The 24,525-nt window shown below is 64.8% G+C and carries 20 protein-coding genes; 8 read left to right on the top strand and 12 right to left on the bottom strand.

Annotation, left to right across the window (positions count from 1 at the left end):
- Window positions 1-100: 100 nt before the first annotated feature.
- The 3 genes from AC0L3K_RS11360 to AC0L3K_RS11350 form a co-directional block, all read right to left on the bottom strand.
- On the bottom strand, window positions 101-985 hold the full coding sequence (locus tag AC0L3K_RS11360) for a 4-(cytidine 5'-diphospho)-2-C-methyl-D-erythritol kinase (RefSeq protein ID WP_473366000.1): 885 nt from the start codon (window positions 983-985) through the stop codon (window positions 101-103).
- 28 nt (window positions 986-1,013) lie between these two features.
- Complete coding sequence (locus AC0L3K_RS11355) at window positions 1,014-2,816, bottom strand: tetratricopeptide repeat protein (protein WP_473365999.1); 1,803 nt, start codon at window positions 2,814-2,816, stop codon at window positions 1,014-1,016.
- A 336-nt stretch (window positions 2,817-3,152) separates the two neighbouring features.
- Entirely contained in the window at window positions 3,153-4,814 is a 1,662-nt protein-coding gene (locus tag AC0L3K_RS11350) for an electron transfer flavoprotein-ubiquinone oxidoreductase (RefSeq protein ID WP_473365998.1), read from the bottom strand.
- A gap of 135 nt (window positions 4,815-4,949) precedes the next feature.
- Here AC0L3K_RS11350 and AC0L3K_RS11345 point away from each other — a divergent pair, with 135 nt between their 5' ends.
- Window positions 4,950-5,759, top strand: coding sequence for a uracil-DNA glycosylase (locus AC0L3K_RS11345; RefSeq protein WP_473365997.1), 810 nt, complete (start codon window positions 4,950-4,952; stop codon window positions 5,757-5,759).
- Window positions 5,760-5,879: 120 nt separating this feature from the next.
- Here AC0L3K_RS11345 and AC0L3K_RS11340 read toward each other — a convergent pair whose 3' ends face one another.
- The 4 genes from AC0L3K_RS11340 to AC0L3K_RS11325 all read right to left on the bottom strand — a co-directional run bounded on the left by AC0L3K_RS11340 (window position 5,880) and on the right by AC0L3K_RS11325 (window position 10,051).
- Window positions 5,880-7,388, bottom strand: coding sequence for a glycosyltransferase family 39 protein (locus AC0L3K_RS11340; RefSeq protein WP_473365996.1), 1,509 nt, complete (start codon window positions 7,386-7,388; stop codon window positions 5,880-5,882).
- 98 nt (window positions 7,389-7,486) lie between these two features.
- Window positions 7,487-8,323, bottom strand: a complete 837-nt coding sequence (locus AC0L3K_RS11335; RefSeq protein WP_473365995.1) for a ribonuclease HII — start codon at window positions 8,321-8,323, stop codon at window positions 7,487-7,489.
- Window positions 8,324-8,407: 84 nt separating this feature from the next.
- Window positions 8,408-8,863: a VOC family protein gene (locus AC0L3K_RS11330; RefSeq protein WP_007594979.1), complete on the bottom strand. Its 456-nt coding sequence runs from the start codon at window positions 8,861-8,863 to the stop codon at window positions 8,408-8,410.
- Between the two features lie 24 nt (window positions 8,864-8,887).
- The gene (locus AC0L3K_RS11325; protein WP_007594981.1) at window positions 8,888-10,051 is read right to left on the bottom strand and encodes a PA0069 family radical SAM protein; all 1,164 of its coding nucleotides are present in this window, start codon (window positions 10,049-10,051) and stop codon (window positions 8,888-8,890) included.
- A gap of 211 nt (window positions 10,052-10,262) precedes the next feature.
- Here AC0L3K_RS11325 and AC0L3K_RS11320 point away from each other — a divergent pair, with 211 nt between their 5' ends.
- A complete protein-coding gene (locus AC0L3K_RS11320) occupies window positions 10,263-12,677 on the top strand; it encodes a phosphoketolase family protein (protein ID WP_473365994.1) in 2,415 nt (804 codons plus the stop codon).
- Window positions 12,678-12,685: 8 nt separating this feature from the next.
- Complete coding sequence (locus AC0L3K_RS11315) at window positions 12,686-13,873, top strand: acetate/propionate family kinase (RefSeq protein WP_473365993.1); 1,188 nt, start codon at window positions 12,686-12,688, stop codon at window positions 13,871-13,873.
- 233 nt (window positions 13,874-14,106) lie between these two features.
- On the opposite strand, the gene AC0L3K_RS11310 is transcribed toward AC0L3K_RS11315, so the two are convergent.
- Window positions 14,107-14,946, bottom strand: coding sequence for an RMD1 family protein (locus AC0L3K_RS11310; RefSeq protein ID WP_007594984.1), 840 nt, complete (start codon window positions 14,944-14,946; stop codon window positions 14,107-14,109).
- Window positions 14,947-15,269: 323 nt separating this feature from the next.
- On the opposite strand from AC0L3K_RS11310, the gene AC0L3K_RS11305 reads away from it, so the two are divergent.
- The gene (locus tag AC0L3K_RS11305; RefSeq protein WP_007594985.1) at window positions 15,270-15,845 is read left to right on the top strand and encodes a glycosyltransferase family protein; all 576 of its coding nucleotides are present in this window, start codon (window positions 15,270-15,272) and stop codon (window positions 15,843-15,845) included.
- 61 nt (window positions 15,846-15,906) lie between these two features.
- The gene (locus AC0L3K_RS11300; RefSeq protein ID WP_354127375.1) at window positions 15,907-16,833 is read left to right on the top strand and encodes a bifunctional helix-turn-helix transcriptional regulator/GNAT family N-acetyltransferase; all 927 of its coding nucleotides are present in this window, start codon (window positions 15,907-15,909) and stop codon (window positions 16,831-16,833) included.
- A 250-nt stretch (window positions 16,834-17,083) separates the two neighbouring features.
- Here AC0L3K_RS11300 and moaB read toward each other — a convergent pair whose 3' ends face one another.
- Window positions 17,084-17,647 carry a molybdenum cofactor biosynthesis protein B gene (gene moaB, locus AC0L3K_RS11295; RefSeq protein ID WP_007594989.1) on the bottom strand — a complete coding sequence of 188 codons (564 nt, stop codon included), beginning with the start codon at window positions 17,645-17,647 and terminating at the stop codon, window positions 17,084-17,086.
- Window positions 17,648-17,803: 156 nt separating this feature from the next.
- A complete protein-coding gene (gene ypfJ / locus AC0L3K_RS11290; protein ID WP_007594991.1) occupies window positions 17,804-18,739 on the bottom strand; it encodes a KPN_02809 family neutral zinc metallopeptidase in 936 nt (311 codons plus the stop codon).
- 410 nt (window positions 18,740-19,149) lie between these two features.
- Here ypfJ and AC0L3K_RS11285 point away from each other — a divergent pair, with 410 nt between their 5' ends.
- From AC0L3K_RS11285 to AC0L3K_RS11275, 3 genes are all read left to right on the top strand, one after another.
- Complete coding sequence (locus tag AC0L3K_RS11285; RefSeq protein WP_007607106.1) at window positions 19,150-20,280, top strand: site-specific DNA-methyltransferase; 1,131 nt, start codon at window positions 19,150-19,152, stop codon at window positions 20,278-20,280.
- Window positions 20,281-20,447: 167 nt separating this feature from the next.
- Entirely contained in the window at window positions 20,448-20,774 is a 327-nt protein-coding gene (locus tag AC0L3K_RS11280) for a hypothetical protein (RefSeq protein WP_007594994.1), read from the top strand.
- Between the two features lie 132 nt (window positions 20,775-20,906).
- Entirely contained in the window at window positions 20,907-21,593 is a 687-nt protein-coding gene (locus AC0L3K_RS11275; RefSeq protein ID WP_007594996.1) for a glutathione S-transferase family protein, read from the top strand.
- 58 nt (window positions 21,594-21,651) lie between these two features.
- Here AC0L3K_RS11275 and AC0L3K_RS11270 read toward each other — a convergent pair whose 3' ends face one another.
- Window positions 21,652-23,661, bottom strand: coding sequence for a HAMP domain-containing methyl-accepting chemotaxis protein (locus tag AC0L3K_RS11270; RefSeq protein WP_473365992.1), 2,010 nt, complete (start codon window positions 23,659-23,661; stop codon window positions 21,652-21,654).
- Window positions 23,662-23,996: 335 nt separating this feature from the next.
- Window positions 23,997-24,440, bottom strand: a complete 444-nt coding sequence (locus AC0L3K_RS11265) for a nuclear transport factor 2 family protein (protein WP_219684697.1) — start codon at window positions 24,438-24,440, stop codon at window positions 23,997-23,999.
- Window positions 24,441-24,525: the final 85 nt, after the last annotated feature.

The raw sequence follows: 24,525 nt of genomic DNA, 5'->3' as shown, positions 1-24,525 counted from the left end.
AGCCCGGATGGAGCGTAGCGTAATCCGGGACCGCCGCAGCCGAACCATCCCGGATTACGCTTCGCTCCATCCGGGCTACGGCACCGTCGTCGGGAAAGACCTAGCTCAGCGTCCCCGCGTGCACCCACCAGCCGGAGTGATCCCTGCGGATCTTCTCAGCGGCGGCATGCGCCTCGGCAAATGCGCCATAGATCGCAAAGCACGTCGCACCCGAGCCGGACATGCGGGCGAGCTTGACGCCGGAGGAGCCACGCAAGGCGTCCAGCACGTCGCCGATGACATGCTCGATGCGCATCGCGGGGGCTTCGAGATCGTTGGCGACGGTCTCGAGCGTGTCGACCCAATCGGCAATGGAGGCGCCCTCGCCCGGCCAGGCCGGGGCGTTGAGGACGGAGGTGGCGCCGACCAGGAGTTCGCCGTTGCGCAGGCCCAGCGCCTGGAACACGTCCTTGGTCGCGACCGGCACGCGCGGATTGACCATCACGCAGGGCATGCTCGGCAACGCCAGCGGCAGCAGCTGTTCGCCGACACCGGTCATGTCGCAGGCGCGCGAGAACAGGCACACCGGCACGTCGGCGCCGGTCGCAAGCGCAACCTTCTGCAGCCGCGGGTCGTCGAGCGACAGATCGTTGAGGCGCGCCAGCAACCGCAGCGCGGCAGCGGCGTCGGCCGAGCCGCCGCCGATGCCGGCAGCGACCGGGAGCACCTTGTCGAGCGCAAAGGCGCCCAGCTTCAGGTTCGGGATGGCTTCGGCCAGGAGCTTGGCCGCCTTGAACACGAGGTTGTCGGCCATATCGCCGCAGGCCGACGCGAGCGGCCCCGTCGTGGTGAGCTTCAGCTCGCCGCCGGGCTCCAGCGTGAGCCGGTCGGCGCAGTCGGCAAAGGCGACCACGCTTTCGAGATCATGATAGCCGTCGGCACGACGGCCGACCACGCGAAGGCTCAGATTGACCTTCGCGCGCCCTTCTTCAATCAACGCCGGCATAGACGACACGCCCCCAACTTCAACTCGCTCAGCCGCCCTTGCCGTCGTCCTTCTTCTTCTCCTTCTCCGCCTGCGCAGCCGAGGAGTTCGAATTGTCGTCGGTCATTCCGTTGGCAATCTTGGCCTCGATCTTCGGAAGCTCATCCGCTTCGGGCTTGAGATCGCGGGCGTGCGCCCACTGGAACTTGGCTTCCAGCGTGCGGCCGACGCGCCAATAGGCGTCGCCGAGGTGATCGTTGATGGTGGGATCCTCGGGCTTGAGGTCGATGGCGCGCTCGAGGTTCTTCACCGCGTCCTCGTAATTGCCGATGCGGTAATAGGCCCAACCGAGGGAGTCGACGATGTAGCCGTCGTCCGGGCGCTGCTCGACCGCCCGCTTGATCATCTTCATGCCTTCGTCGAGATTGATGCCCTGGTCGATCCAGGAATAGCCGAGATAGTTGAGGACGTGCGGCTGGTCGGGCTGCAGTTCGAGCGCCTTCTTCATGTCGGCTTCGGCCTTGCTCCACTGCTTGGAGCGCTCCTCGCAGATGCCGCGATAATAGTACCAGACGCTGTTGGCCTTGTCGTTGCCGGCCGGCAGCACGTCGACGCCTTGCGAATAGGTCGCGCCGCATTCGCCAAACTTCTTGCGGCCGCGCTCGATGTTGCCGAGCGCCATGATGGCTTCGAGATCCTTGGAATCCTCAGTGGTGACGCCCTTGAGGATCTTGATCGCCTCGTCGGTGCGGTCGGCGGAATCCAGATCTATGGCGAGCTGGATCTGCGCGTTACGCTTGAGCGGCGAGGACGACGGCACCCGCTCATAGACCTTGATCGCCATCTGCGGCCGCTTCACCGATTCATAGAGATCGGCGAGCGAGAGCAGCGCGAGGGGATGGGTGGGCTGGAGGTAGAGCGAGAGCTGGAGATAGACCAGCGCCAGATCCTCGCCGCCGCGGCGGGTCAGCGTGGCGCCGATGCCGTAGAGCGCTTCGGCGGCGCCGGCTTGCGCGCTGTCGACCAGCGGCGGCATCTTCTTGCCGGCCTTGGTGTCGCGCAGCCCTTCCACGATCAGCGGGTGGCGGGCGAGCTTCTTGTCGAAAGCCTGGTAGACGGTGGTCGCGGCGGCCGAGTCCTTGTTGCGCGACAGCCAGCGCGCATAGGCCTCGGTGACGCGCAGCATGGAATCGTCGAGCTTGTAGGCACGCTCGAACCGGGTGCCCGCGTCTTTCTCCTTGCCGGCGAGCTCGAGGATCATGCCGGCGTGGAGATCCTTGAACAGCGGATACCATTCCGGACCGGCCAGCTTGTCGATGGTGGCGACACCGCCCTTGGCATCGCCCGCACCATAGGCGGCCCAGCCCGACAGCAGCGTGGCGACGAGATCGGTGATCGGACCGCGGATCGACTGGTTGATGTTGGTCTGCGCGGTCGCGTACTTCTTGAACTTGAGATCGTGCACGCCGACGACGAGGCGCGCAACGCGGTTGGTCTTGTCGATGGTCAGGATGCGCTCGGCGAGCTTGACGGCTTCGTCGATGTCACCGTCGGCAACCGAGGAGATGAAGGCGCGGTCGAGCAGCTCGTTGTTCTTGGGATCGGTGCGCAGGGCCGAGCGATAGAATGCGGCGGCGGAGGCCGCGTCGCGCTCGACGCTGGCGTGGCGGGCGGCGAGATAGCTGCCGGAAGTGGTCAGCGCCTTCAGATCGTTTCGGGTCGGAAACTGCGCCGCCGTGTCGGACGGATGGTCCGGCGTCTGCGCCAGGACCGCGCCGGGGACCATCGCCATCGCTGTGCCCATGAGGGCAATGGCGGCAACAGTCCAACGGTTGAAACGATTTGAAAGCATCGGGGCTCGCCTTGAGTTGGTAGTGCCTGGGTTTGCAGAAGGCCGTATCGCATGCGAACGCGGCCGGTGGCATGGGGACCCGGAACCGTCGGGCCGACAATGCCGCTTTTGGCGCTTCACCGCAAGGATTCGGGCCGGGCGATCCCCTCCGCACGGTCCAAATCGGCCAAGTGATTGGTCAAGAGCGCCCCAAGACGCCGCCAGTATGGCCTTATCGTGACCACGGACCGCGACCGCGGCCGGGTTCTCACGCGAACGTGCGTCACACGGCCAAGGTCACGCAATATTGGTCACTTGGGGCCTTGGCCACATGGATCGTGGCTTGCTGATCCCCGCCTACATCGCCTCGTAGTTCGGACCGCCGCCGCCCTCCGGGGGAACCCAGGTGATATTGCCGTTGGGGTCCTTCACGTCGCAGGTTTTGCAGTGAACGCAGTTCTGGGCGTTGATCTGGAAGCGCGGGCCCGAACCTTCCTCGATCCACTCATAGACGCCGGCCGGGCAATAACGATTCGAGGGACCTGCAAACACGTCGTGCTCGGAGGTCTTCTGGAGGTTCATGTCCGTGACCTTGAGATGGACCGGCTGGTCCTCCTCATGATTGGTGTTGGACAGGAACACCGACGAGAGCTTGTCGAAGGAAATCTTGCCGTCCGGCTTCGGGTAGGTCCTCGGCGCGTGGGTCTTGGCCGGATCGAGCGTCGCACGATCGGGCTTCGCGTGCGACTGGGTGCCAAACAGCGAACCGCCGAACAGCGTGTTGCACCACATGTCGAAGCCGCCGAGCGCAACGCCGAGCACGGTGCCGAACTTCGACCACAACGGCTTGACGTTGCGGACCAGGAACAAATCCTTGCCGACCGAGGAGGAGCGCCAGGCGTTCTCGTAGTCGACGATCTCGTCATTGGCACGGTCGGCGGCAATGGCGGACGCGACGTGCTCGGCGGCGAGCATGCCCGTGCCCATCGCATTGTGCACGCCCTTGATGCGGGGAACGTTGACGAAGCCGGCCGCGCAGCCGATCAGCGCGCCGCCGGGGAAGCTGAGTTTCGGCACCGACTGATAGCCGCCCTCGGTGATGGCGCGCGCGCCATAAGCGAGCCGCTTGGCGCCTTCGAAGGTAGAGCGGATCGACGGATGGGTCTTGAAGCGCTGAAACTCGTCGAACGGCGACAGATACGGGTCGTCGTAGTTGAGATGCACGACGAAGCCGACGGCAACGAGGTTGTCGTCGTAGTGATAGAGGAACGAGCCACCACCGGTCTTCAGATCGAGCGGCCAGCCGAACGAATGCTGGATCATGCCCTTCTGGTGCTTGGCGGGATCGATCTGCCAGACTTCCTTGAGCCCGATGCCGAACTTCGCCGGCTCGCTCTTGGTATCCAGCGCGAATTTCGCGATGAGCTGCTTGGTCAGGCTGCCGCGCGCGCCTTCCGCGAACAGCGTGTACTTGCCGAGCAATTCCATGCCACGGGTAAAGGAGTCCTTCGGCTTGCCGTCCCGGCCGATGCCCATGTCGCCGGTGGCGATGCCCTTCACCGCGCCCTGCTCGTCATAGAGCACTTCGGCGGCGGCAAAGCCCGGATAGATCTCGACGCCGAGGGCCTCTGCCTTGCGCGCCAGCCAGCGGCAGACATTGCCAAGCGAGCCGATATAGCAGTGATGATTGTCCATCAGCGGCGGCATGATGAAGTTAGGCAGCCTGATCGCGCTGCCGCCCGTCATCCAGTAGAAGCGATCGTCCTTCACCTGGGTCTTCAGAGGACAATCGGAATCCTCGCGCCAGTCCGGGATCAGCTTGTCGAGCCCGGCCGGGTCGATCACGGCGCCGGAGAGAATATGCGCACCGACCTCGGAGCCCTTCTCCACAACGACGACATTGAGTTCGGCATTGATCTGCTTCAGCCGGATCGCTGCAGCCAGGCCCGAGGGGCCGGCGCCGACGATGACGACGTCGAATTCCATGGATTCGCGCGGGGGAAGTTCTTCGGTGCTCATCTGATCTCAGCCCTTGAGACGGTCCTTGGTCGATTGCGCCCTCTTGTTTCCGATTTTTCCGGGTAGGACAACCTCGGAAATGCGTTTCGCCGGGGTGCAAGGCGCCCCAAACTGGACTAATAGTCAGACTTTCCAATGATCCCAGAACCCGCACCCACGGTCCGAGAGCTTCTCGCCTTCTATCTGGAGGCCGGAGTCGATTGCACGCTCGCGGAGGAACCGATCGACCGCCTGGCGGAATTGGATGCTCCACCTCCGGCCCCGCGCGCCCCACCTCCGCTCGAGGCCCCACGGCCGGTCGCCGCGCCCGCGGTGTTGCGCGGCGAGGCTGCGCCCGCGCCCGACGTCGCAATCGCCTCGGCGCGCGAGGCCGCACGCACCGCGCCGACCTTGGAGGCGTTGCGCGAGCTGATGCAGAGCTTTGACGGCTGCGCGCTGAAGCACACCGCGACACGGTTGGTTTTCGCCGACGGTAATCCGCAGGCGCGCATCATGTTCGTCGGCGAGGCACCGGGCCGCGACGAGGACATCGAGGGGCTGCCCTTCGTCGGGCGCAGCGGCAAGCTGCTCGATTTGATGATAGGAGCCATAGGCCTCAACCGCACCACGGCCTACATCGCCAACGTGATCCCCTGGCGGCCGCCCGGCAACCGCACGCCGACGCCGCAGGAGACGCAAATCTGCCTGCCGTTCATCCAGCGCCAGATCGAGCTGGTGAATCCGGATGTGCTGGTGACGCTCGGCAATCCCTCGACGCAGACGCTGCTGTCGACCCGCGAAGGCATCATGCGCACCCGCGGCCGCTGGTTCGACTACGAGACGGGCGCGCGCACCATCCGCGCGCTGCCGACCTTCCACCCCGCCTATCTGCTGCGCTCGCCGTCGTACAAGCGGCTGGCCTGGCAGGATCTGCGCGCGATCGCGAAGGTGCTGGCGGGCGCGTGAGGAGTCGTACGACCTCTCTCCCTCATTGCGAGAGCAGCGAAGCAATCCAGAATCTTTCCGCGGACTCTGGATTGCGTCGTCGCAAGCGCTCCTCGCAATGACGAGGGAAAGGGCGAGCGACTAAGTCCCCTTCGGCCGCACGATGGCCCAGCCGATGCGCAGCAGTTGCTGGCGTCCGGTCACCAGCCATTCGAAGGCGCGCGGGACTTCCGGGACGATGCCGGGAAAGCGCGCGAGGATGTCCGGCGGCGGAGTGCCGCCGGTATCAGAGGCGCGCCAGACCACGACGCCGCCGGTCTCGCTGAACTTGGCCTGATTGATCCAAGGCGTCCGCGCGGGCTCGGCATCGATGAAGAGATGCGGCCGGCCGGAATGCAGCGTGATCAGGCTCGCAAGCTGGGTCTCGCCGGCGACCGCGCGCAGGCGATGATTGGTGCGACGGGCAAAGCTCTCGTCGAAGAAGTCCGAAATCGCGCGCGCCGGCATCGAGGTCGCGATCTCGTTGGCACCGGTCCACGGCAGGAGCAGGACGGCGAGCACGACGCCGATTGCGGGCGCGATGACGGCGGCCGCCCAGACCATCCGCAGCATCCTCGCGCGGCGCATCGCGATGAGATCACCGGCCCCCACGACCACGGCAAGCCCCGACAACACCAGCACGACGCCGGCGCCGCCGACGACGGCGTCGAGGCCCAGCAGGCCGGAGATCAGCACCGCGCCGAGTGGCGGCGCCAGCGCGAAGAAATAGACGAAGTTGCGCGCGAGCGGCTCGACCGGCGGGCGGTAGATGATCGGCGCCTCCTCGCTCTTGGGAACGAACAGGCCGGTGTTGAGGACCGTCAGCGCCGGGATCGCCGCCGCACCGAGCAGGAGCCCCCCGAGCAGCCAGGCCGCGTGCAGCGCGCGGGCATTGAGCTGGGCGACCTCAGGCAAGGCCGGCAGGACGAGCACCTCGGCGCGCATCAGCCAGACGGCATAGGGCAATGCCAGCACGGCGACGACCACCAGCGCAAACAGTGGGTCGAATGCGCGCAGCGTGCGGCGGCCGTCCGCGCTTGCGAGCGCGAAGACGACGATCAGCAGCAAGAAGAAGATCGCAGCCGGCGTCGTCAGCAGCAAGAGGCCCGCCTCGATCGACCAGGCGAACCAGGCATTGCCGCGGCGCTGTCCGATGATCTGCCAGGAATGCAGCAGCAGCAGCGCCCAGAGCGGCCGCGCCAGCACCAGGGGGCCGAAGTCGAGTGCGGGCGAGGAGAAGGCCAGCAGCGTCATGGTCAGCAGCACGGCCAGCACTGCCTGCTGGGGGCCGACCACCGCGCGGGACAGATGATAGAGCGCGATGAAGGTCGCGACCCCACAGAGCTCCGCCAGGACGTAGACGCCGAACACGTGGCCGCCGGCGGCGCGATAGGCGATGTCGGCGAGCCAGACCGGCAAGGGCGGGCCCAAATCAGTGCCGACCTGGTATTCGCGGCCGAACGCCAGCAGGGTCGCGAGGCTGCCGGGCGGGCTGCGATAAAACACCAGCGCCACGAGCAGCCACATCGCGGCCTGGAGCAGCACGGCGATCCAGACGATCAGCCGCGGCCGCGCGCGAATGAGCTCGATGACCAGGGAGGTAAACCGCATGCAACGTCCGAAAGATGCAGCCAACCCGTGAAGCCGGCCCTATTCGCTCACGACTATTTTGATAGAGGGCGCGGCGCGTCGTGGCAACCGAGTCTCGTCTAGAGATTTGCCGACGCGTCGACTTCCAGGCTCGTGTCCACCTGCAGCTCGATCTCGGTCACCGCAAACAGATCCTGTGCCGGCTCGACCGTCCAGGGCATGTGCTTGGCGCGGGCGGCGGCGACGGGGGCGAAGAAGCTGCGGTGGTGGACGGTGGGACCGAGGCGGTTGAGCGCGTCGAGGTGCTCGGGCACAGCGTAGCCCTTGTGCTGCTCGAAACCGTAGCCGGGACAGTCCTGAGCCAACGCGCACATCAGGCGGTCCCGCGTCACCTTGGCGATGATCGAGGCCGCTGCGATCGACAGGACGATGCCGTCGCCGCCGATCACGGCCTCGCAATCGCATTCCGTGTCGAGCCGGTCGCGGCCGTCTACGAAGACGTGCCGGGGCTGCTCGGGCAGCGCCACCACGGCGCGCTTCAGCGCCCACAGCGAGGCGCGCAGGATGTTGTCGCGGTCGATGCGGGAGCGCGAGGCGACGGCCACCGAGACCTGGGCGGTCGCGCAGATCTTGTCGAACAGTCTTTCGCGCTCCTCGGCCGTCAGGCGCTTGGAATCATCGATGCCGCGCGGGATGCGGTCGGGATCGAGAATCACCGCCGCAGCCACCACAGGACCGGCCAGCGGCCCGCGCCCGGCCTCATCGCAGCCCGCCACCGGCCAGACGCCGCGCTTCATCAGCGCGCGCTCCCGGCGGAAGCTTGGGGCGACGATGATGGCGCTCTTTGTGCCGGCCAGCGCCTTGGCGATTTTTTTGGGCGCAGCTTTCTTGTTTTCAGGCGCAGCCTTCTTGGGCGCACCTTTGGCCGGCTTCTTGGCGGACTGATCCCGAATCATGGCGGGGATCGTGCGCAAGCGGCACGGCCTGCGCAACCGGGAACCTCGGACAATTCCCGCTATTCAAGATTCAAGCCAGCCGCCCTATTCCGCCAGATGCACCCGCCGGTCCTCGCCGACGTCGATGCCGGGTGCGACCACGACTTCCCATGGATGGCCATCAGGATCGGCGAAATAGCCGGAATAGCCGCCGTAATCGGTCTCATGCGCGGCCTTCAGCAGCGCGGCTCCCTTGCCGATGGCGAAAGCCAGCACCGCATCCACCTCCTCACGCGCGCGGCAGTTCCAAGCGAGCGTCATGCCGCGGAACGTCGATGGCCTCGGATGATCCGGCAATCTGGCGTCGACCGCGAGTTGGTCCCAGGGAAACAGCGCGAGCACCGGACCGCCGGTGTCATAGAACGCAACGGCCTCACCGGTCACCTTGAGCCGGCGCGAAAACCCGAGCGCGTCGTAAAAGGCAATACTGGCGCGGATATCATTCACGCCCAGCGTGATGACGGTGAGCCGCGGGATTGGAGCTGGCAGTTCCTGACTCATACGACGCCTCTCCCACTTCGTCCCTCAGAACAGGCTGAGCTGATCGCCGTTCCGCTTCGGCTTGGCAAAATGATCCGTCGTCAGCTTGGAGCGCCGCTTGTTCAGCCCGAGCCTGTCGCAGGCGATCTCGAAGCGGCGGCCGATGGTCCAGGCCATCGGACCGGTGCCCTTCATGCGCTCGCCCCATTTCGCGTCGTAGTCGCGGCCGCCGCGCATGTCGCGGATCAGCGTGAAGACGTGGCGATAGCGGTCCGGATAGTTCGCCATCAGCCATTCCCGAAAGAGATCGCGCACCTCGAGCGGCAACCGCAGCAACACGTAGGAGGCTTCCTTGACGCCGGCATGAGCGGCGGCGTCCAGGATGCGCTCGATCTCGGAATCGTTCAGCGCGGGGATGACGGGGGCGACCATGACGGTGGTCGGAATGCCGGCCTCGGAAAGCTGCTTCAGCGCCTCCAGCCGCTTCGGCGGCGTGGACGCCCGCGGCTCCATGGTGCGCGCCAATTTCGGATCGAGCGAGGTCACGGAGATCCCGACCTTGGCGAGGTTGCGCTTGGCCATGCGCGCGAGAATGTCGATGTCGCGGGTCACCAGCGCCGACTTTGTGACGATCCCGACGGGATGGCCGGCGCGCTCCAGCACCTCCAGAATGCCGCGCATGATTTTGCGCTCGCGTTCGATCGGCTGATAGGGATCGGTGTTGGTGCCGATCGCGATCATCCGCGGCTCGTAGCCCGGCGCTGCAAGCTCCTTCTCGAGCAGCGCCGGCGCCTCGGGCTTCACGAACAGCTTCGACTCGAAGTCGAGCCCCGGCGACAGGCCGAGATAGGCATGGGTCGGCCGCGCGAAGCAATAAACGCAGCCGTGCTCGCAGCCGCGGTAGGGATTGATCGAACGATCGAAGCCGATGTCGGGAGAATCGTTGCGGGTAATCACCTTGCGCGAGGTGTCGATCCCGACCGTGGTCTTGAACGGAGGCAGTTCTTCAAGGCTTTGCCAGCCATCGTCGAATGCGACGCGCGCCTCGGCCTCGAACCGGCCGCTGGCGTTGGACTGCGCGCCCCGGCCTCGCCTGCGCTGGCGGTCGATGGCGACCGCCAACTCAGGGAAGTCAGAAGGCGCACCCGCCGGCTCGGAGGGCGCCGTGACCGGCGGGTGCTTGAGAGCATGAGAGGATGCTGGACTCATGAAGCCAAGATAGCACGCCAAAGGAACAAATCAAGAACACAAACAAAAAACGTGAAAACAACCCCATGCACAGTAGAGCTGCCCAAACTTCGCGCGCCCGCTTTTGACCTCACGCAACAGTGGCGTCACGGCGATCCCGTTTGATGCTGCCGAAGGATCGATCTCGCCGGAACTCGGTTGGTGACGATCCCGGGTGAAGGTCGGCAGGAACATGACAAATCAACAACAATTGGCCGCAGCGAGCAGCGACCTCGATCTGCTCGACCGCTACTGGCGCGCCGCGAACTATCTCTCCGTCGGGCAGATCTACCTGCTCGACAATCCGCTGCTGCGCGAGCCGTTACGGCCCGAGCACATCAAGCCGCGTTTGCTCGGCCATTGGGGCACGACGCCCGGGTTGAACTTCATTTACGCCCATCTCAACAGCGTCATCCGCGCGCTGGACCTGAGCGTGATCTATGTCTGCGGTCCCGGCCACGGCGGCCCCGGCATGGTCGCCAACACCTATCTCGAAGGCAGCTACAGCGAGATCTATCCCGATATCGCGCGCGATGCCGACGGATTGCGCAAGCTGTTCAGACAGTTCTCCTTCCCCGGCGGCATCCCGAGTCACGCGGCGCCGGAAACGCCCGGTTCGATCCACGAAGGCGGCGAGCTCGGCTACGCGCTGGTGCATGCCTATGGCGCGGCCTTCGACAATCCCGACCTGATCGTCGCCTGTGTCGTCGGCGACGGCGAGGCCGAGACCGGCCCGCTCGCCGCGTCCTGGCACTCCAACAAGTTCCTCAATCCCGCCCATGACGGTGCGGTGCTGCCGATCCTGCATCTCAACGGTTACAAGATTGCCAATCCGACCGTGCTCGGGCGGATGCGCGACGACGAGATCCGCAATCTGTTCCGCGGGCTCGGCCACGAGCCGCTGTTCGTCGAGGGCGACGATCCCAAGCCGATGCATCAGGCCATGGCGGACGCGCTGGATGTCGCGTTCGCCAGCATCCGGTCGATCCAGCAGCACGCCCGCGACGGCCGCAAGAGCATCGAACGCCCGCGCTGGCCGATGATCGTGCTGCGCAGCCCGAAGGGCTGGACCGGCCCCAAGGAAGTCGACGGCAAGAAGGTCGAAGGTTTTTGGCGGGCGCATCAGGTGCCGGTCGCGAACTGCCGCGAGAATCCGGCGCATCTGAAGATTCTCGAAGACTGGATGCGCAGCTACGAGCCGGAAAAGCTGTTCGACGCCAACGGCGCGCTGATTGCCGAGCTCCAGGCGCTCGCGCCCGAAGGCAATCGCCGCATGGGTGCCAATCCGCACGCCAATGGCGGCCTTCTGAAGAAGGAGCTGAAGCTGCCGGACTTCCGCAGCTTCGCCGTCGAGGTAACTCAGCCGGGCGGCGTCGTGGCGGAGGCGACCCGCGAGCTCGGGAAATTCCTGCGCGACGTCATCCGCCTCAACGCCGAGGCCCGCAACTTCCGCATCATGGGTCCGGACGAGACCGCGTCAAACCGGCTCGATGCGGTGTTCGAGGCCACGGAACGCGTCTGGATGGAGCCGACAAAACCTTACGACGTGCATCTCGCCCAGGACGGACGCGTGATGGAAGTCCTGAGCGAGCATCTCTGCCAGGGCTGGTTAGAGGGCTATCTGCTCACGGGCCGGCACGGCTTCTTCTCCTGCTACGAGGCATTCATCCACATCGTGGATTCCATGTTCAACCAGCACGCCAAATGGCTGAAGGTGACCCGGCATCTGCCGTGGCGGCGACCGATCGCCTCGCTCAACTATCTGCTCACCTCGCATGTCTGGCGTCAGGACCACAACGGCTTCAGCCATCAGGATCCCGGTTTCGTCGATCTCGTCGCCAACAAGAAGGCCGACATCGTCCGCATCTACTTCCCGCCGGACGCCAACACGCTGCTGTGGATCGCCGATCACTGCCTGCGCACCTATGACCGCGTCAACGTCATCGTCGCCGGCAAGCAGCCGGCGCCGCAATGGCTGTCGATGCAGGAGGCGGCCACGCATTGCGACGCCGGCATCGGCATCTGGAGCTGGGCCGGCACGGAAGACGCGAATGGCGAGCCCGATGTCGTGATGGCCTGCGCCGGCGACGTGCCGACACTGGAAACACTCGCCGCCGTCGACCTGCTGCGCAAGGCGCTGCCCGAGCTGAAGATCCGTGTCGTCAACGTTGTCGACCTCATGACGCTGCAACCCAGGGAGCAGCACCCGCACGGTTTGTCCGACCGCGACTTCGACGGCCTGTTCACGCGCGACAAGCCGGTGATCTTCGCCTATCACGGCTATCCCTATCTGATCCACCGGCTGACCTATAACCGCACCAACCACGCCGGCATGCACGTCCGCGGCTTTGCCGAGGAAGGCACCACGACGACGCCGTTCGACATGGTCGTGCTCAACGAGCTCGACCGCTATCACCTCGCGATCGAGGCGATCGAGCGCGTGCCGGGACTGGCCACCAAGGCGGCGCAGGTGAAGCAGCAATTCCGCGACAAGCTGATCGAGCATTCGCGCTATGTGCGCGAATACGGCGAGGACATGCCGGAAATCCAGGAATGGGTCTGGCAGAACAGCGCCGGCGGCAACACGCCGGCGCAGGCAGGCGACTGACAGCAGCCATGTCGAACACGGTACTCGTTTTCAACTCGGGATCGTCGAGCGTCAAATTCGGCCTGTTCGAGATCTCGGCGGCCGAGCCCACCCTGCTCTGCAAGGGCCTGCTCGACGAGGACGAGACGAAGCCGCGGCTCGTCGTGAAGGGCTCCGTGGGCGAGGACCTGTTCGAGAAACGGAGGGAAGCATCGGATGCGGACAGCGATCATCTGTTCGCCGACGTGCTCGGCTTCATCGAGGATCGTTTCGGGGACCATCGCTTGCGCGCTGTCGGCCACCGCGTCGTCCATGGCGGTCTAGACTATTCCGCTCCGGTCGAGCTGACGGACGATATCACCGCAAAGCTGGAAGCGATGACGCCGCTGGCGCCGCTGCACCAGCCGCGCTGCCTGGCGCCGGTCCGCACCATCACGGCGATAAGGCCCGACCTGACGCAGATCGCCTGCTTCGACACCGCTTTCCACCACGGCATTGCGCCGCCCGCCAGCCGCTTCGCCATTCCGAGACGTTATGAAGAGCGCGGCGTTCGGCGCTACGGATTTCATGGCCTCTCGTTCGAATATGTCGCGGGACGGCTCGCCCGAATCGCGCCGCAACTCGTGGCGAAGCGCACTGTGATCGCGCATCTCGGCAACGGCGCGAGCCTGTGCGGCTTGCGCGACGGCCGCAGCATCGACACCACGATGGGACTGACGCCGCTCGACGGGCTGGTGATGGGCACGCGCTGCGGTAGGATCGACCCGGGCGTGCTGCTCTATCTACAACAGCACGAGAAAATGTCGGTCGAAGATGTCCAGCACCTGCTCTATCACGAATCGGGCCTGCTCGGCGTCTCCCGCATCGCTTCGGATATGCGCACGCTGCTTGCGAGCAGCGAAGCTGCGGCACGGGAGGCGGTCGAGCTCTTCACCTTCCGCGCCGCGCAGGAGGTGGCGGCGATGGCGACAACGCTTGCCGGGCTGGACTGCCTGGTCTTCACCGGCGGCATCGGCGAACACGCCGGGGAAATCCGCAGCGCGATCGGTGAGCGTCTCGACTGGCTCGGTGTGCGCATCGATGCCGCTGCGAATGAGGCGGCGCGCGAGCGCATCAACGATGGCGATAGCGCAGTCGATGTCTTCGTCATTCCAACGAATGAGGAACTGATGATCGCGCGGCATTGTGCGGCGGTGCTGCGGGCCGTCAGCTCGTGATCAACGGCGTACGTCGGCGTCGCTTCCCTTCGCCCGTTGCGGGAGAAGGTGGCGCGAAGCGCCGGATGAGGGGTTCTTTCGTCGCTCACGTATGCATGTGAGTATGCGGAGACATACCCCTCACCCCTGTAAGTTTGTGTCTCCTTGCGGGGCTGCCCTCTCCCGCAAGGGGGCGCGGGCGCAGTCACGAGCATCTCGCTCGCGGGATAAATTGATCCAGCGGCCCGCGCGTTCTAATGCGTCCCCGACCAAATCTGGAAACACCCGATCGCGACCTCGATCACGATCAGCACCACCACGGCGATTTCGAGGCGGAGCGAGCGCTGGGTATCGATGATGTCGGTAAGTGCGTTGGCGGTCGCGGACACGGCGGCGAGCTTGCGCTCGAGCGTGTCCAGGCGCTCCTTCAGTTCGTACTCGTCTTCAAGGCGGGCATAGAGCCGGTCGAGTTCGGGTTTCTCCCAGAGCACGTCGGGTTTCTCGGCCACCGCAACACGGCCGGCGACGCGCTGCTGGACGAGAAGCGCATTGCCGATCAATTGCAAGATGCCCTTGCGCCGGGGCGGCGTGCGGCCCTGCTCGGCGAGCTTGCGCGCAAATGGCTCGATCACGTCGAAGACGGCGGCGACGCGGCGCTCGTCACGTGCGAGCGAAGTGCTCTTGGCAAGCGCGTCCGCGATCAGCAGCAGCCGGTCGTCGGAGAATTTGGCGAGACAGATCGGGCCGCCCGGCTGGATAGCCTCGGCGCTTTCGTCCTTGCAGAGTTGCGCATGCGCGATCTCCTCCTCGTAGGGGCTGAACTCGCCGATCACGCGGGGCTTCAGGCTGTCGATCAGCACTTTCTCCTCCGAAGGGAGGAGACCGATCAGCACCACGACGCCGTAGCGGAAGATGACCGCAAGGCCGGCATGGACGCGGAAGGCGGCCGGCATCGAGGAGACTGTCGCGCCCATTTCGAGTCCGGAGGGATTGATGCGTTCACCCAGCATCACGGCGCGGATCCGCAAGGTCGGCGCGCCGTCCGGCCTGGGAGATGTTGCCGGCGAGTTAACAGCAAGTTGATCGGCGTTCATTCAAAGCCTCGTCAGCAGCACCATTGCACGGTTTTTCCCGTTCTCCCGCTATCGCATCCTCCTCTTGCAGGATTTACGAACGGCCGGCGCGCCTCGCAATGTTGCGGTTCGTCTCCGGACTAATACGGACAGGACAGGCTTGGGGCGACACATTCGGCAATATCGCCGCCCCGTACGGGACACATTTGGATGCGACAGCTGCAGCGGTTTACCATCGTATACCCGAAGCGCGGCCGGAAAGTTGCTCGGCAGCGCCACATGTTTTATGACGCCCTCATAATGAGCTACGCTTCTCCCGAAGTGTGGACACTGAAGCCTCAATCATGCTGAGCGTCATCATTCCGACCGAAGGCGTCGAGCAGACGGCGGTCGCCACTCTGGCCGCGCTGGTACCCGGTGCCGCCGCAGGCATCATCCGGGAAGTGCTCCTGGTCGACGGCACCCGCAATGGCGTCATCGAGCGCGTTGCCGACGTCGCGGGCTGCCGTTTCATCGGCTTCGAAGGATCCACGCAAGGCGCCGCGCTCGCCGCCGGCGCACTCCAGGCCCGTTCGTCCTGGCTGATGTTCCTCCCTGCGGGCGCTGTGCTGGAAACCGGCTGGATCGAGGAAACCACCCAGTTCATTCAGTCCGTCTCGACCAGCGGCCGGGATCGTGCGGCCGTCTTCCGCTATGCCCGCTCGCCCTACGCCGATGCCGGCTTCCGCGATATTCTCTGGGCCCTGATGCGCAAGCTCGTCGGTCCCTTCGGCGATCAGGGACTTTTGATCGCGCGTGATCACTACGACCGCATCGGCGGCTACGCGCCCCAAGCCCGCCGCTCCGAGGCGCGGCTGCTGCGGCGGCTCGGCCGCTCGTCGCGGATCATGCTGCGCAGTCGGATCGTCATGGTCGGCTAACACTCTCGATACTTGCCAAAGTCAAATAATTGTTTGACAATGGCAAGTATCAAGGTGACCCATGTCATTTAACGGTACCGACGACCACATCGCAGCGGTCCGCGCCTTCAACCGCTTTTACACCCGCAAACTTGGCGTGCTCGACCAGCACCTTGGAAAGAGCCCGTTCTCGCTCAGCGAGGCCCGCGTGCTCTACGAGCTCGCACAACGGGACGACCTTGCCGCCAAGGAGATCGGCAACGAGCTTGGCCTCGACCCCGGCTATCTCAGCCGCATAGTCCAAAGCTTCGACGAAAAGGGCCTGATCACCCGCAGGCCCCTGCCTGCGGATCGCAGGCAATACCAGCTCAGCCTCACCGCCAAGGGTCGCCAGACCTTTGCCAAGCTGAACCTGAGCTCGCAAAATGAGGTCGCCGCAATGCTGGCTCAGCTTTCGGCCAGCGATGCAACGCGGCTCACGCAGGCTATGGCGACCATCGAGGCCGTGCTGGAGCGTCGAAGCCAGCCCGCGGCTTTCATGCTGCGCAGCCATCGCGTCGGCGACATGGGCTGGGTCATCTCCCGGCAGGCCGCCGCCTATGCGGCCGACTACAACTGGGATATCAGCTACGAGGCCCTGGTCGCCGAGATCTGCGCACAGTTCATCAAGAACTATGACGTCGCCCGCGAGCACTGCTGGATTGCGGAAGTGGGCGGCGAGCCGGTCGGCTCGATCTTTCTGGTCAAGGCTACGGACGAGATTGCCAAGCTGCGCCTGTTGCAGGTGGAAAAGAAGGCGCGGGGACTCGGTGTCGGCCGCGCGCTGGTCCAGCAATGTATCCAGGGTGCGCGCGAGAGGGGCTACAGCAAGATGACGCTGTGGACGCAAAGCATCCTGGTCGCCGCGCGTGGCATCTATCAAAGTGCAGGCTTCAAGCTCGTGAAGGAAGAGAAGCACCACAGCTTCGGTGTCGATCTGATCGGCGAGACCTGGGAGCGGGATCTCTGACTATTTCGCAACGAGCGAGATGCGCATGAATGCGCCCTCGTCCCTTGCGGGAGAGGGCAGCGACGCTGGTAGACACAAGCCCACTTGGGTGAGGGGTTTGCTTCGGCACATTCCGTGCCGATAGATACCCCTCATCCGGCGCCATAGCCGAAGCTTCGCTTCGGCGTTCTTTAAGAACGGCGGCCCAAGGCGGCCTATGCCACCTTCCCCCACAAGGGGGAAGGGAAGAATGGCGCGCCAACGCGGACCCCTACACCGTCGCGCCCTGGGCCTTCGGCCGACGCAGATGCTCGTCCAGCCGCGGCATGATCTCGACGAAATTGCAGGGACGCGTGCGGTAATCGAGCTGGGCTTTGAGGATGCCGTCCCAGCCGTCGCGGCAGGCACCGGGCGAACCTGGGAGGCAGAAGATGTAGGTTGCGCCCGCGACGCCGGCCGTGGCGCGGCTCTGGATCGTCGACGTGCCGATCTTGGCGTGGCTCAGCATGTGGAATGCGATCGAGAAACCGTCCATGCGCTTCTCGAACAAGGGCTCGATCGCCTCCGGCGTGACGTCGCGCCCGGTGAAGCCGGTGCCGCCGGTGGTGATGACGACGTCGACGCCTGCGTCCGCAATCCAGCGGCGGATGACGGTGCGGATCGCCTCGACGTCGTCGGTGACGATCTCGCGCGCGGCGAGATGATGGCCGGCCGCGGTGAGACGGTCGGCCAAGGTCTGGCCGGATTTGTCATCCGCGAGCACGCGCGTGTCGGACACGGTGAGCACTGCGATGTTGAGCGGGACGAATTGTTTTGTTTCGTCGATGGAGGTCATTGTACTTCCTCTCGTGTCCCGGACGCGATGCAGCGCGTCAGCGGTGCGTCGCAGAGCCGGGACCCATGCTCGTGAAGAGGCGCCGGCGTTATGGGCCCCGGCTCAGCAGCGCAGCGTTACATGCTGCGCTGCGTCCGGGGGCACGAAACCGTCAGCCTACTGTCCGCCACCAAACGTGTTGCAGGCCTGGACGGTGCCCTGCTGGTAGCCGGTCATGAACCACTGTTTGCGTTGCGCCGCCGAGCCGTGGGTGAAGGAATCGGGCACGACGCGGCCTGTGGACTGGCGCTGCAGCGTGTCGTCGCCGATCGCGCTCGCCGTGGTGAGTGCGGCGTCGATGTCGCCCGGCTCCAGGAAGTTCGGCCGCTTCTTCGCCTCGCGATTGACCCAGACACCGGACAGGCAGTCGGCCTGCAATTCGACCTTCACCTGGAGCGCATTCGACTCCGCCTTGCTGCCGGCCTGCTGCTGCAGGCGCGTCACGCGTGGAATGATGCCGAGCAGGTTCTGGATGTGATGGCCAGCCTCATGGGCGATGATGTAGGCGGTGGTGAAGTTACAAGCGGACTTGCCGGAGCAGCCGCGAAAACGCGTCTCGACCTCGCGGAAGAAACCGGTGTCGAGGAAGATGGTCTTGTCCGGCGGGCAATAGAACGGTCCCATCGCCGACTCGGCCCGGCCGCAACGCCCGCCATTGGTGACGTTGCGGAACAGCACGACCTTCGGACCGGTAAAGGACTGGCCCGAGGCCTGGAAGATCTCGCTCCAGCGATCGTCGATCTCGCCGAGGATGCCGGAGATCATGCTGCCCATCTCGTCGGTCGGCGCGCCGCGCTTGGCGTTGGACGACGACTGGCGATCGGTCTGGTAGGACGGCGCCTGGCCGCCGCCGGTGAGGATCTCGGCGCCGCCGATCAGGATGCGCGGATCGATGCCGAAGGCGTAGCCGACCAAGCCGAGCACGATGATGGTGCCGATCCCGAGCCCGCCGCCGCCCATGGGGAGGCCGAACCCGCCTCCTCCACCGCCCCCGCCACCATCGTCGCGACGATCCTCGATGTCGTCGCTGCGGCGGAAATCATCGTAGCGCATGGCGGCTTCCCTCGGTCCTGGCTGGCATCAATTGGGCGCAAAGGCGGCAAAGCTCAACGCACCATGCACGTAAAATTTCCATTGCGTTAATCAATATCCCGCTCGGCAATTATTGCCTAGTGCGACAGCATGGCAATGCCAGCAATTTTTTCCGGGCATCGAGCAATTTTTTCCGAGAGGAATTTCGAGTCTTTTTGCGCTCCGATCACAGCCGCAACGCGAAGAAACGCGAAATACACTGCAAAACACGGCGAATACGCGGAGCGAACCGCGTGCGAGGCGCGATGCGAGGGCTGCTTACGAAAGCGGCGGGTTAAGTCGATTTTTACTTTGCCGCTTCAATGTAACGGTCAGTCGGTTGTTTGGTCCCGCGTCGCCGACAGCGTCGCCTGAGTCAGAGTTCTTGAGTCATGGTAGAGTCGCGTCGCGGGGCGTCTGCAAGGGCGCCCCGCACAAATTTTGAGTCTCCTTCGCACAGCATCGTCCTCGGCGATTGCGTCGCAGAGATGTCGAAGCTTCAGGCTGGTTCGGTGGACCTGGTGTTCGCCGATCCACCCTACAATCTTCAGCTCAAGGGCGATCTCAAGCGCCCCGACGAATCCCATGTCGATGCGGTCGACGACGACTGGGACAAGTTCGATTCGTTCTCCGCCTATGACGATTTCACCCGCGCCTGGCTGCTCGCCGCCCGCCGCGCGATGAAGCCGTCGGCGACGATCTGGGTGATCGGCTCCTATCACAACATCTTCCGCGTCGGCGCGATCATGCAGGATCTCGGCTTCTGGCTCCTGAACGACATCGTCTGGCGCAAGACCAATCCGATGCCGAATTTCCGCGGCCGCCGTTTCACCAACGCACACGAAACCATGATCTGGGCCGCGCGCGACGAGAAGGCCAAGGGCTACACTTTCAACTACGAGGCGCTGAAGGCCGCCAACGAGGACGTGCAGGCACGGTCCGACTGGCTGATCCCGCTCTGCACCGGCGAGGAGCGCCTCAAGGGCGCCGATGGCAAGAAAGTGCACCCGACGCAGAAGCCGGAAGGCCTGCTCGCACGCGTGCTGCTGTCGTCCTCCAAACCCGGCGATCTCGTGATCGATCCCTTCAACGGCACCGGTACCACCGGCGCGGTCGCCAAGCGCCTCGGCCGCTCCTATATCGGCTTCGAGCGCGACAAGACCTATGCGAAAGCGGCACAAGCGCGCATCGCCGCGGTCGAGCCGTTGCCGGAGGCAAGCCTCGCCCCGTTCATGACGGCGCGCGAAGCGCCGCGGGTTGCGTTCTCGGAATTGATCGAGCGCGGCATGATCATGCCCGGCACCAAGCTGTTCGACGCCAAGAAGAAGCTCGGCGCGCTGGTCCGCGCCGACGGCGCCATCATGTTCGGCGACAAGGTCGGCTCCATTCACCGCATGGGCGCGGTGGCGCAAGGCGCGCAAGCCTGCAACGGATGGACCTTCTGGCACATCGAGACCAAGAAGGGTCTCAAGCTGATCGACGAGCTCCGCGCCGAGATCCGCGCCGGCATGGCGGCGGGGTAGCCTTCCCGTGATGTTGTAGGGTGGGCAAAGCGAAGCGTGCCCACCATTCTCGCCGCGATGTTTGGTGAGCACGGCGCTTTGCGCCTTTGCCCACCCTACGGCGTCTTGAATGACGCGACGGCCGGGACTAGATTGACTGTCTACGCCCCGTCTTGACCGGTCGAGCCATGCGACGACAGTCCGAGACATTGCTGCTGGTGCCGCTGCTTCCGATCTTTCTGGTCGGCATGTTTCCGATGTTCCTGATTGCGCTGCTGGGATTTTTCGGCCTCGCCTTGTTCGGCGTGCTCGTGGTCTGTGTCGGGCTCGCCAGCAGCAACGAGGCCCATGACAGTTTCAATCACGACGTCATCGTTCACGGCTATGCGCGCGGATCGGAGCGCGCGGCGCGGGCCTCCGACATGCATATCGCCACGCGGATCGGGCTGCGCCTCGAGGCTGTGGGCGCGGCCATGGTCATTACGGCGGCGATCGGCCTTTGTTACGCCGGCTGATCTGCGTCGCGCGCAGATACCGCCCGGCAAACTCGCCGGTTGCCCTCCCCGACAAGGTTCAGGCAAGACAAGGCCGCTTGCGGACATGTTGCTGCCTCCACTCTCGGCCAACAAACACAGGGGAGATGCCCGATGCTCAAATTCTATTTTAACGGTTCGCCGAACCCGACCAAGGTCGCGCTTTATCTCGAAGAGGCCGGCCTGCCCTTCGAGCCGGTGAAGATCGACACCCGCAAGGGCGAGCAGTTCACGCCGGACTATCTGAAGATCAATCCGAACGGCAAGGTGCCGGCGATCGATGACAACGGCACGATCGTGTTCGATTCCAACGCCATTCTGCTCTATCTGGCCGAGAAGACCGGCAAATTCCTGCCCGCCGCCAATGTTCGCGGTGAGATGCTGTCATGGCTGATGTTCGTCGCCACCGGCGTCGGGCCGTATTCGGGCCAGGCCGTGCACTTCAAGCATTTTGCGCCGAAAGACCAGAACCACGACTACGCGCATAACCGCTACCAGTTCGAGACCGATCGCCATTACAAGATTCTCGACGGTCACCTCAAAGGTCGCCGCTACATGGTCGGCGACAACTATTCGATCGTCGACATGGCGCTGTGGGGTTGGGCGCGGATGGTGCCATTCAAGCTTGGCGACGACGCCTTCGCGCGATATCCGGACGTGAAGCGGCTGGTGGACGAGATCTCGGCCCGGCCCGCGGCGACGCGCGCGATCGCGCTGAAGGACAAGTTCACGTTCAAGGCGGAGATGGACGACGAGGCCCGCAGCAACATGTTCAAGCACATGACGACGAAAGTCGCCTGATCGCACCACGTCACAATGCGAGGCCACGCGCATGCGCGTGGCCTTTTGCTTTTCATGCTCAGGCGGCGTGGACCGAGTTCAGGAAGTTGGCGACTTCCTGCTTCAAGCGGTTGCTGTCGGCCGACAGCGAGCGTGCCGCCGAAAGCACCTGCGAAGAGGCCGAGCCGGTCTCGGAAGCGCCGCGCTGCACGTCGCCGATGTTGGACGACACAAGCTGCGTGCCCTGGGCCGCCTGCTGGACGTTGCGGGAGATCTCCTGCGTCGCCGCACCCTGTTCCTCCACGGCGGCGGCAACCGTCGACGAGATCTCCGACAGCCGCTCGATGGTGCCGCTGATTTCCCTGATCGAGCCGACCGACTCCTCCGTCGCGGCCTGGATGCCCGAGACCTGCTGGGCGATCTCACCGGTGGCCCTCGCGGTCTGCTCCGCGAGCGCCTTGACCTCCGAGGCGACCACGGCAAAGCCGCGGCCGGCTTCACCCGCGCGCGCCGCCTCGATGGTAGCATTCAGCGCCAGAAGGTTGGTCTGGCCGGCGATGGTGCTGATCAGCTCGACCACGTCGCCGATGCGGGCTGCAGCCTTGGAGAGCTCGCTGACGCGCGCGTTGGTCTTGCTCACCTGACCGACGGCTTCGCCCGCGATGCGCGCGGATTCCTGCACCTGGCGCGCGATCTCCGTCACCGAGGAGGACAATTCCTCGGTCGCGGAGGCGACCGCCTGCACATTGGCCGAGGCTTCCTGGGAGGCGGATTGCACTTCGGTGGAGAGATCCTGCGCGCGCCTCGCGGTCGCGGTCAGGGTGCCGGCCGAGCCCTCGAGCTCCTGCGATGCCGAGGATACGGTATCGACGATCTCGCCCACCGCCTGCTCGAACTGACTGGCGAGCCGGGCCATGTCGGCCTTGCGGCCCTCGGCCTGCCGAGCCTCGGTTGCGGTCTGCTCATGGCGCAGCCTTTCGGTCTCGATCATGTTGGTCTTGAAGACGTCGATCGCCTTGGCCATATCGCCGATCTCGTCGGCCTTGCCGCGCGAGGGGATCTCGACGGCGAGATTGCCCCCGGCAAGCAGCCCCATTGCGCGCGTCATCGAGGTCAGCGGCCCCACGATGCTGCGGGCGGTCAGGAAGGCGACGATCAGTCCGAACAGGACGGCGAGGCCGCCCGCGATCTCCTGTAGCGAGGTCGTGCCGTCGATCACAGCATCGGCCGCCATGCGCGAATCGTTGTAATCCGCCTTCAAGGTGGTTTCCGTGACCTTGAGCTTGGCGATGCTCGCGGAGATGAGCGGTGCGAGATCCTTGTGGTAGATCTCGTCGGACCGCAGCATCGCGGCGGAGGTCGTTTCGAACGCGGCTTTGTAGATACCGAGCGCGGTCTTCACAGGCGTCAGAGACGACCGAAGGTCCGCCGCCTGCGGGCTCCTTTCGACGGCTGCCAGCCGCTGTACCGCCCTGTCGACATTGGTTCTGAAGGCGGTGGGGCCGTTGGTGTCGCGCAGAGCGAGGAAGCGCCAGTTCGCGATTCGAACCAACAGAACCCGGGACTCGAGGTCCGCGACGAGCGACACCGTGTCGTCGTCGGCGGCGGCGCGGGCCACATCGACCAGCTTGGCCATCTTGACGGTCAGCTCTTCGCCACTTGGCAACAGAGTCGCCTTGCCGGTCCGCGCCTCGTTGACGGCGTCGCCGAGACTGTCACGCAGGCTTTTCATTTTGGCGATGTCGGCGATCAGATCGTTGTAGAGCTTCCGCCGCTCCTCCGAGAGGGTGCCCGTTGCTCCGAGCTGCAACAGCCCGGTCGCCGCGGTCTCTCGCTCGGCAGCCTCCCGCATCGCAGGTTCGTTGGCATCGTAAATGTAGCGCAGATTGGCCCGCTGGATGGCCTGAAGATGGGTCGATATCTCCAGGATGCGCGCCGTGCTGTCCGACAATTTGGAGAGTTTTGCGACCTGATCCTGGACGGACCGCAAATTCCAGATGGCGACCACCGCCATCACAAGACCAACCGCCACCAAGGCCATGAAACCAGCGTACAGGCGTCCCCTGATCCGCAAACGAAAACTCGGCATTCCCACTGTCCACTCAGAAGCATGTGAATTCGGGCGGACGAACAACTCCGGCGATTTGTCGCGCCACCCCGGCAGCCGCGGGTCGCGTTGTTCGCGAACCACGCTGCACCGCGACACAATGGGCGACACTCGTTAATTGAACCTTCAAATTTTTCGCGCGCGCATGCGCCAGACGGCACAACATCTGCTGATTTTATCGGCAGGTGAGCAAGGTTTTGGCCCGAAGCCCGCAGCGGCATGCATGCCGCTGCAGTCTACCGGCCTGTGCGACCGACCGCCCCTCGCCGACCGCGGCGGACGGCACCGGTCGGCGGACGCGACGCCGCTCGATCCGCTCAGCTCGCGGCCCTCACGGCCGTTTGCGGAAACGGGCCGAGGGCCTTCTCGGTCAGCACCGAGTCGCAATATTCCCGGATCTCCTTGATCTTGCCGTCCTCGAGCCGAAACACGAGACAATAATCGTTGTCGTAGCGCACCCCCTCGGGCGTAACATTGTCGCCCTTTGCTTCGACGACGACGACATCGCCGTCGGCGATGAAGCGGTGGGCGACCGTCCGTGTCCGGTCGACAAGACGGGTCCGCACATAGCCGTGCAGGTCGTTGAGGATCGCCTGTTTGCCGGAAAAGGTGCGCGACCAGGAGTACTGGCCGGTCACGATCCATTTGGCGTCGTCGGCAAGACTTTCGGTGAACAAACCACGGTCGCGCGCAGCCGGATTGGGGCTGGCGGCGGCTGCAAAGATATCCTGCATCAGTTTCTTGTTGGCGCTCGCGTTCATGGCGGCATCTCCCTCGGTGAGAACACCGAGATCATCGCCGCCGGCTCTAAATTCTTCAAATCGATAGTGGGTATGATATCTATTC

The organism is Bradyrhizobium sp. MI1.10 (genome assembly GCF_055811035.1).
This window is presented reverse-complemented; position numbering and strand designations above follow the sequence as displayed.

Bases quoted from the DNA above. Each gene is read 5' to 3' on its own strand.
- AC0L3K_RS11360 (WP_473366000.1), bottom strand. From the start codon at position 985: ATGCCGGCGTTGATTGAAGAAGGGCGCGCGAAGGTCAATCTGAGCCTT.
- AC0L3K_RS11355 (WP_473365999.1), bottom strand. From the start codon at position 2,816: ATGCTTTCAAATCGTTTCAACCGTTGGACTGTTGCCGCCATTGCCCTC.
- AC0L3K_RS11350 (WP_473365998.1), bottom strand. From the start codon at position 4,814: ATGAGCACCGAAGAACTTCCCCCGCGCGAATCCATGGAATTCGACGTC.
- AC0L3K_RS11345 (WP_473365997.1), top strand. From the start codon at position 4,950: ATGATCCCAGAACCCGCACCCACGGTCCGAGAGCTTCTCGCCTTCTAT.
- AC0L3K_RS11340 (WP_473365996.1), bottom strand. From the start codon at position 7,388: ATGCGGTTTACCTCCCTGGTCATCGAGCTCATTCGCGCGCGGCCGCGG.
- AC0L3K_RS11335 (WP_473365995.1), bottom strand. From the start codon at position 8,323: ATGATTCGGGATCAGTCCGCCAAGAAGCCGGCCAAAGGTGCGCCCAAG.
- AC0L3K_RS11330 (WP_007594979.1), bottom strand. From the start codon at position 8,863: ATGAGTCAGGAACTGCCAGCTCCAATCCCGCGGCTCACCGTCATCACG.
- AC0L3K_RS11325 (WP_007594981.1), bottom strand. From the start codon at position 10,051: ATGAGTCCAGCATCCTCTCATGCTCTCAAGCACCCGCCGGTCACGGCG.
- AC0L3K_RS11320 (WP_473365994.1), top strand. From the start codon at position 10,263: ATGACAAATCAACAACAATTGGCCGCAGCGAGCAGCGACCTCGATCTG.
- AC0L3K_RS11315 (WP_473365993.1), top strand. From the start codon at position 12,686: ATGTCGAACACGGTACTCGTTTTCAACTCGGGATCGTCGAGCGTCAAA.
- AC0L3K_RS11310 (WP_007594984.1), bottom strand. From the start codon at position 14,946: ATGAACGCCGATCAACTTGCTGTTAACTCGCCGGCAACATCTCCCAGG.
- AC0L3K_RS11305 (WP_007594985.1), top strand. From the start codon at position 15,270: ATGCTGAGCGTCATCATTCCGACCGAAGGCGTCGAGCAGACGGCGGTC.
- AC0L3K_RS11300 (WP_354127375.1), top strand. From the start codon at position 15,907: ATGTCATTTAACGGTACCGACGACCACATCGCAGCGGTCCGCGCCTTC.
- moaB (WP_007594989.1), bottom strand. From the start codon at position 17,647: ATGACCTCCATCGACGAAACAAAACAATTCGTCCCGCTCAACATCGCA.
- ypfJ (WP_007594991.1), bottom strand. From the start codon at position 18,739: ATGCGCTACGATGATTTCCGCCGCAGCGACGACATCGAGGATCGTCGC.
- AC0L3K_RS11285 (WP_007607106.1), top strand. From the start codon at position 19,150: ATGGTAGAGTCGCGTCGCGGGGCGTCTGCAAGGGCGCCCCGCACAAAT.
- AC0L3K_RS11280 (WP_007594994.1), top strand. From the start codon at position 20,448: ATGCGACGACAGTCCGAGACATTGCTGCTGGTGCCGCTGCTTCCGATC.
- AC0L3K_RS11275 (WP_007594996.1), top strand. From the start codon at position 20,907: ATGCTCAAATTCTATTTTAACGGTTCGCCGAACCCGACCAAGGTCGCG.
- AC0L3K_RS11270 (WP_473365992.1), bottom strand. From the start codon at position 23,661: ATGCCGAGTTTTCGTTTGCGGATCAGGGGACGCCTGTACGCTGGTTTC.
- AC0L3K_RS11265 (WP_219684697.1), bottom strand. From the start codon at position 24,440: ATGAACGCGAGCGCCAACAAGAAACTGATGCAGGATATCTTTGCAGCC.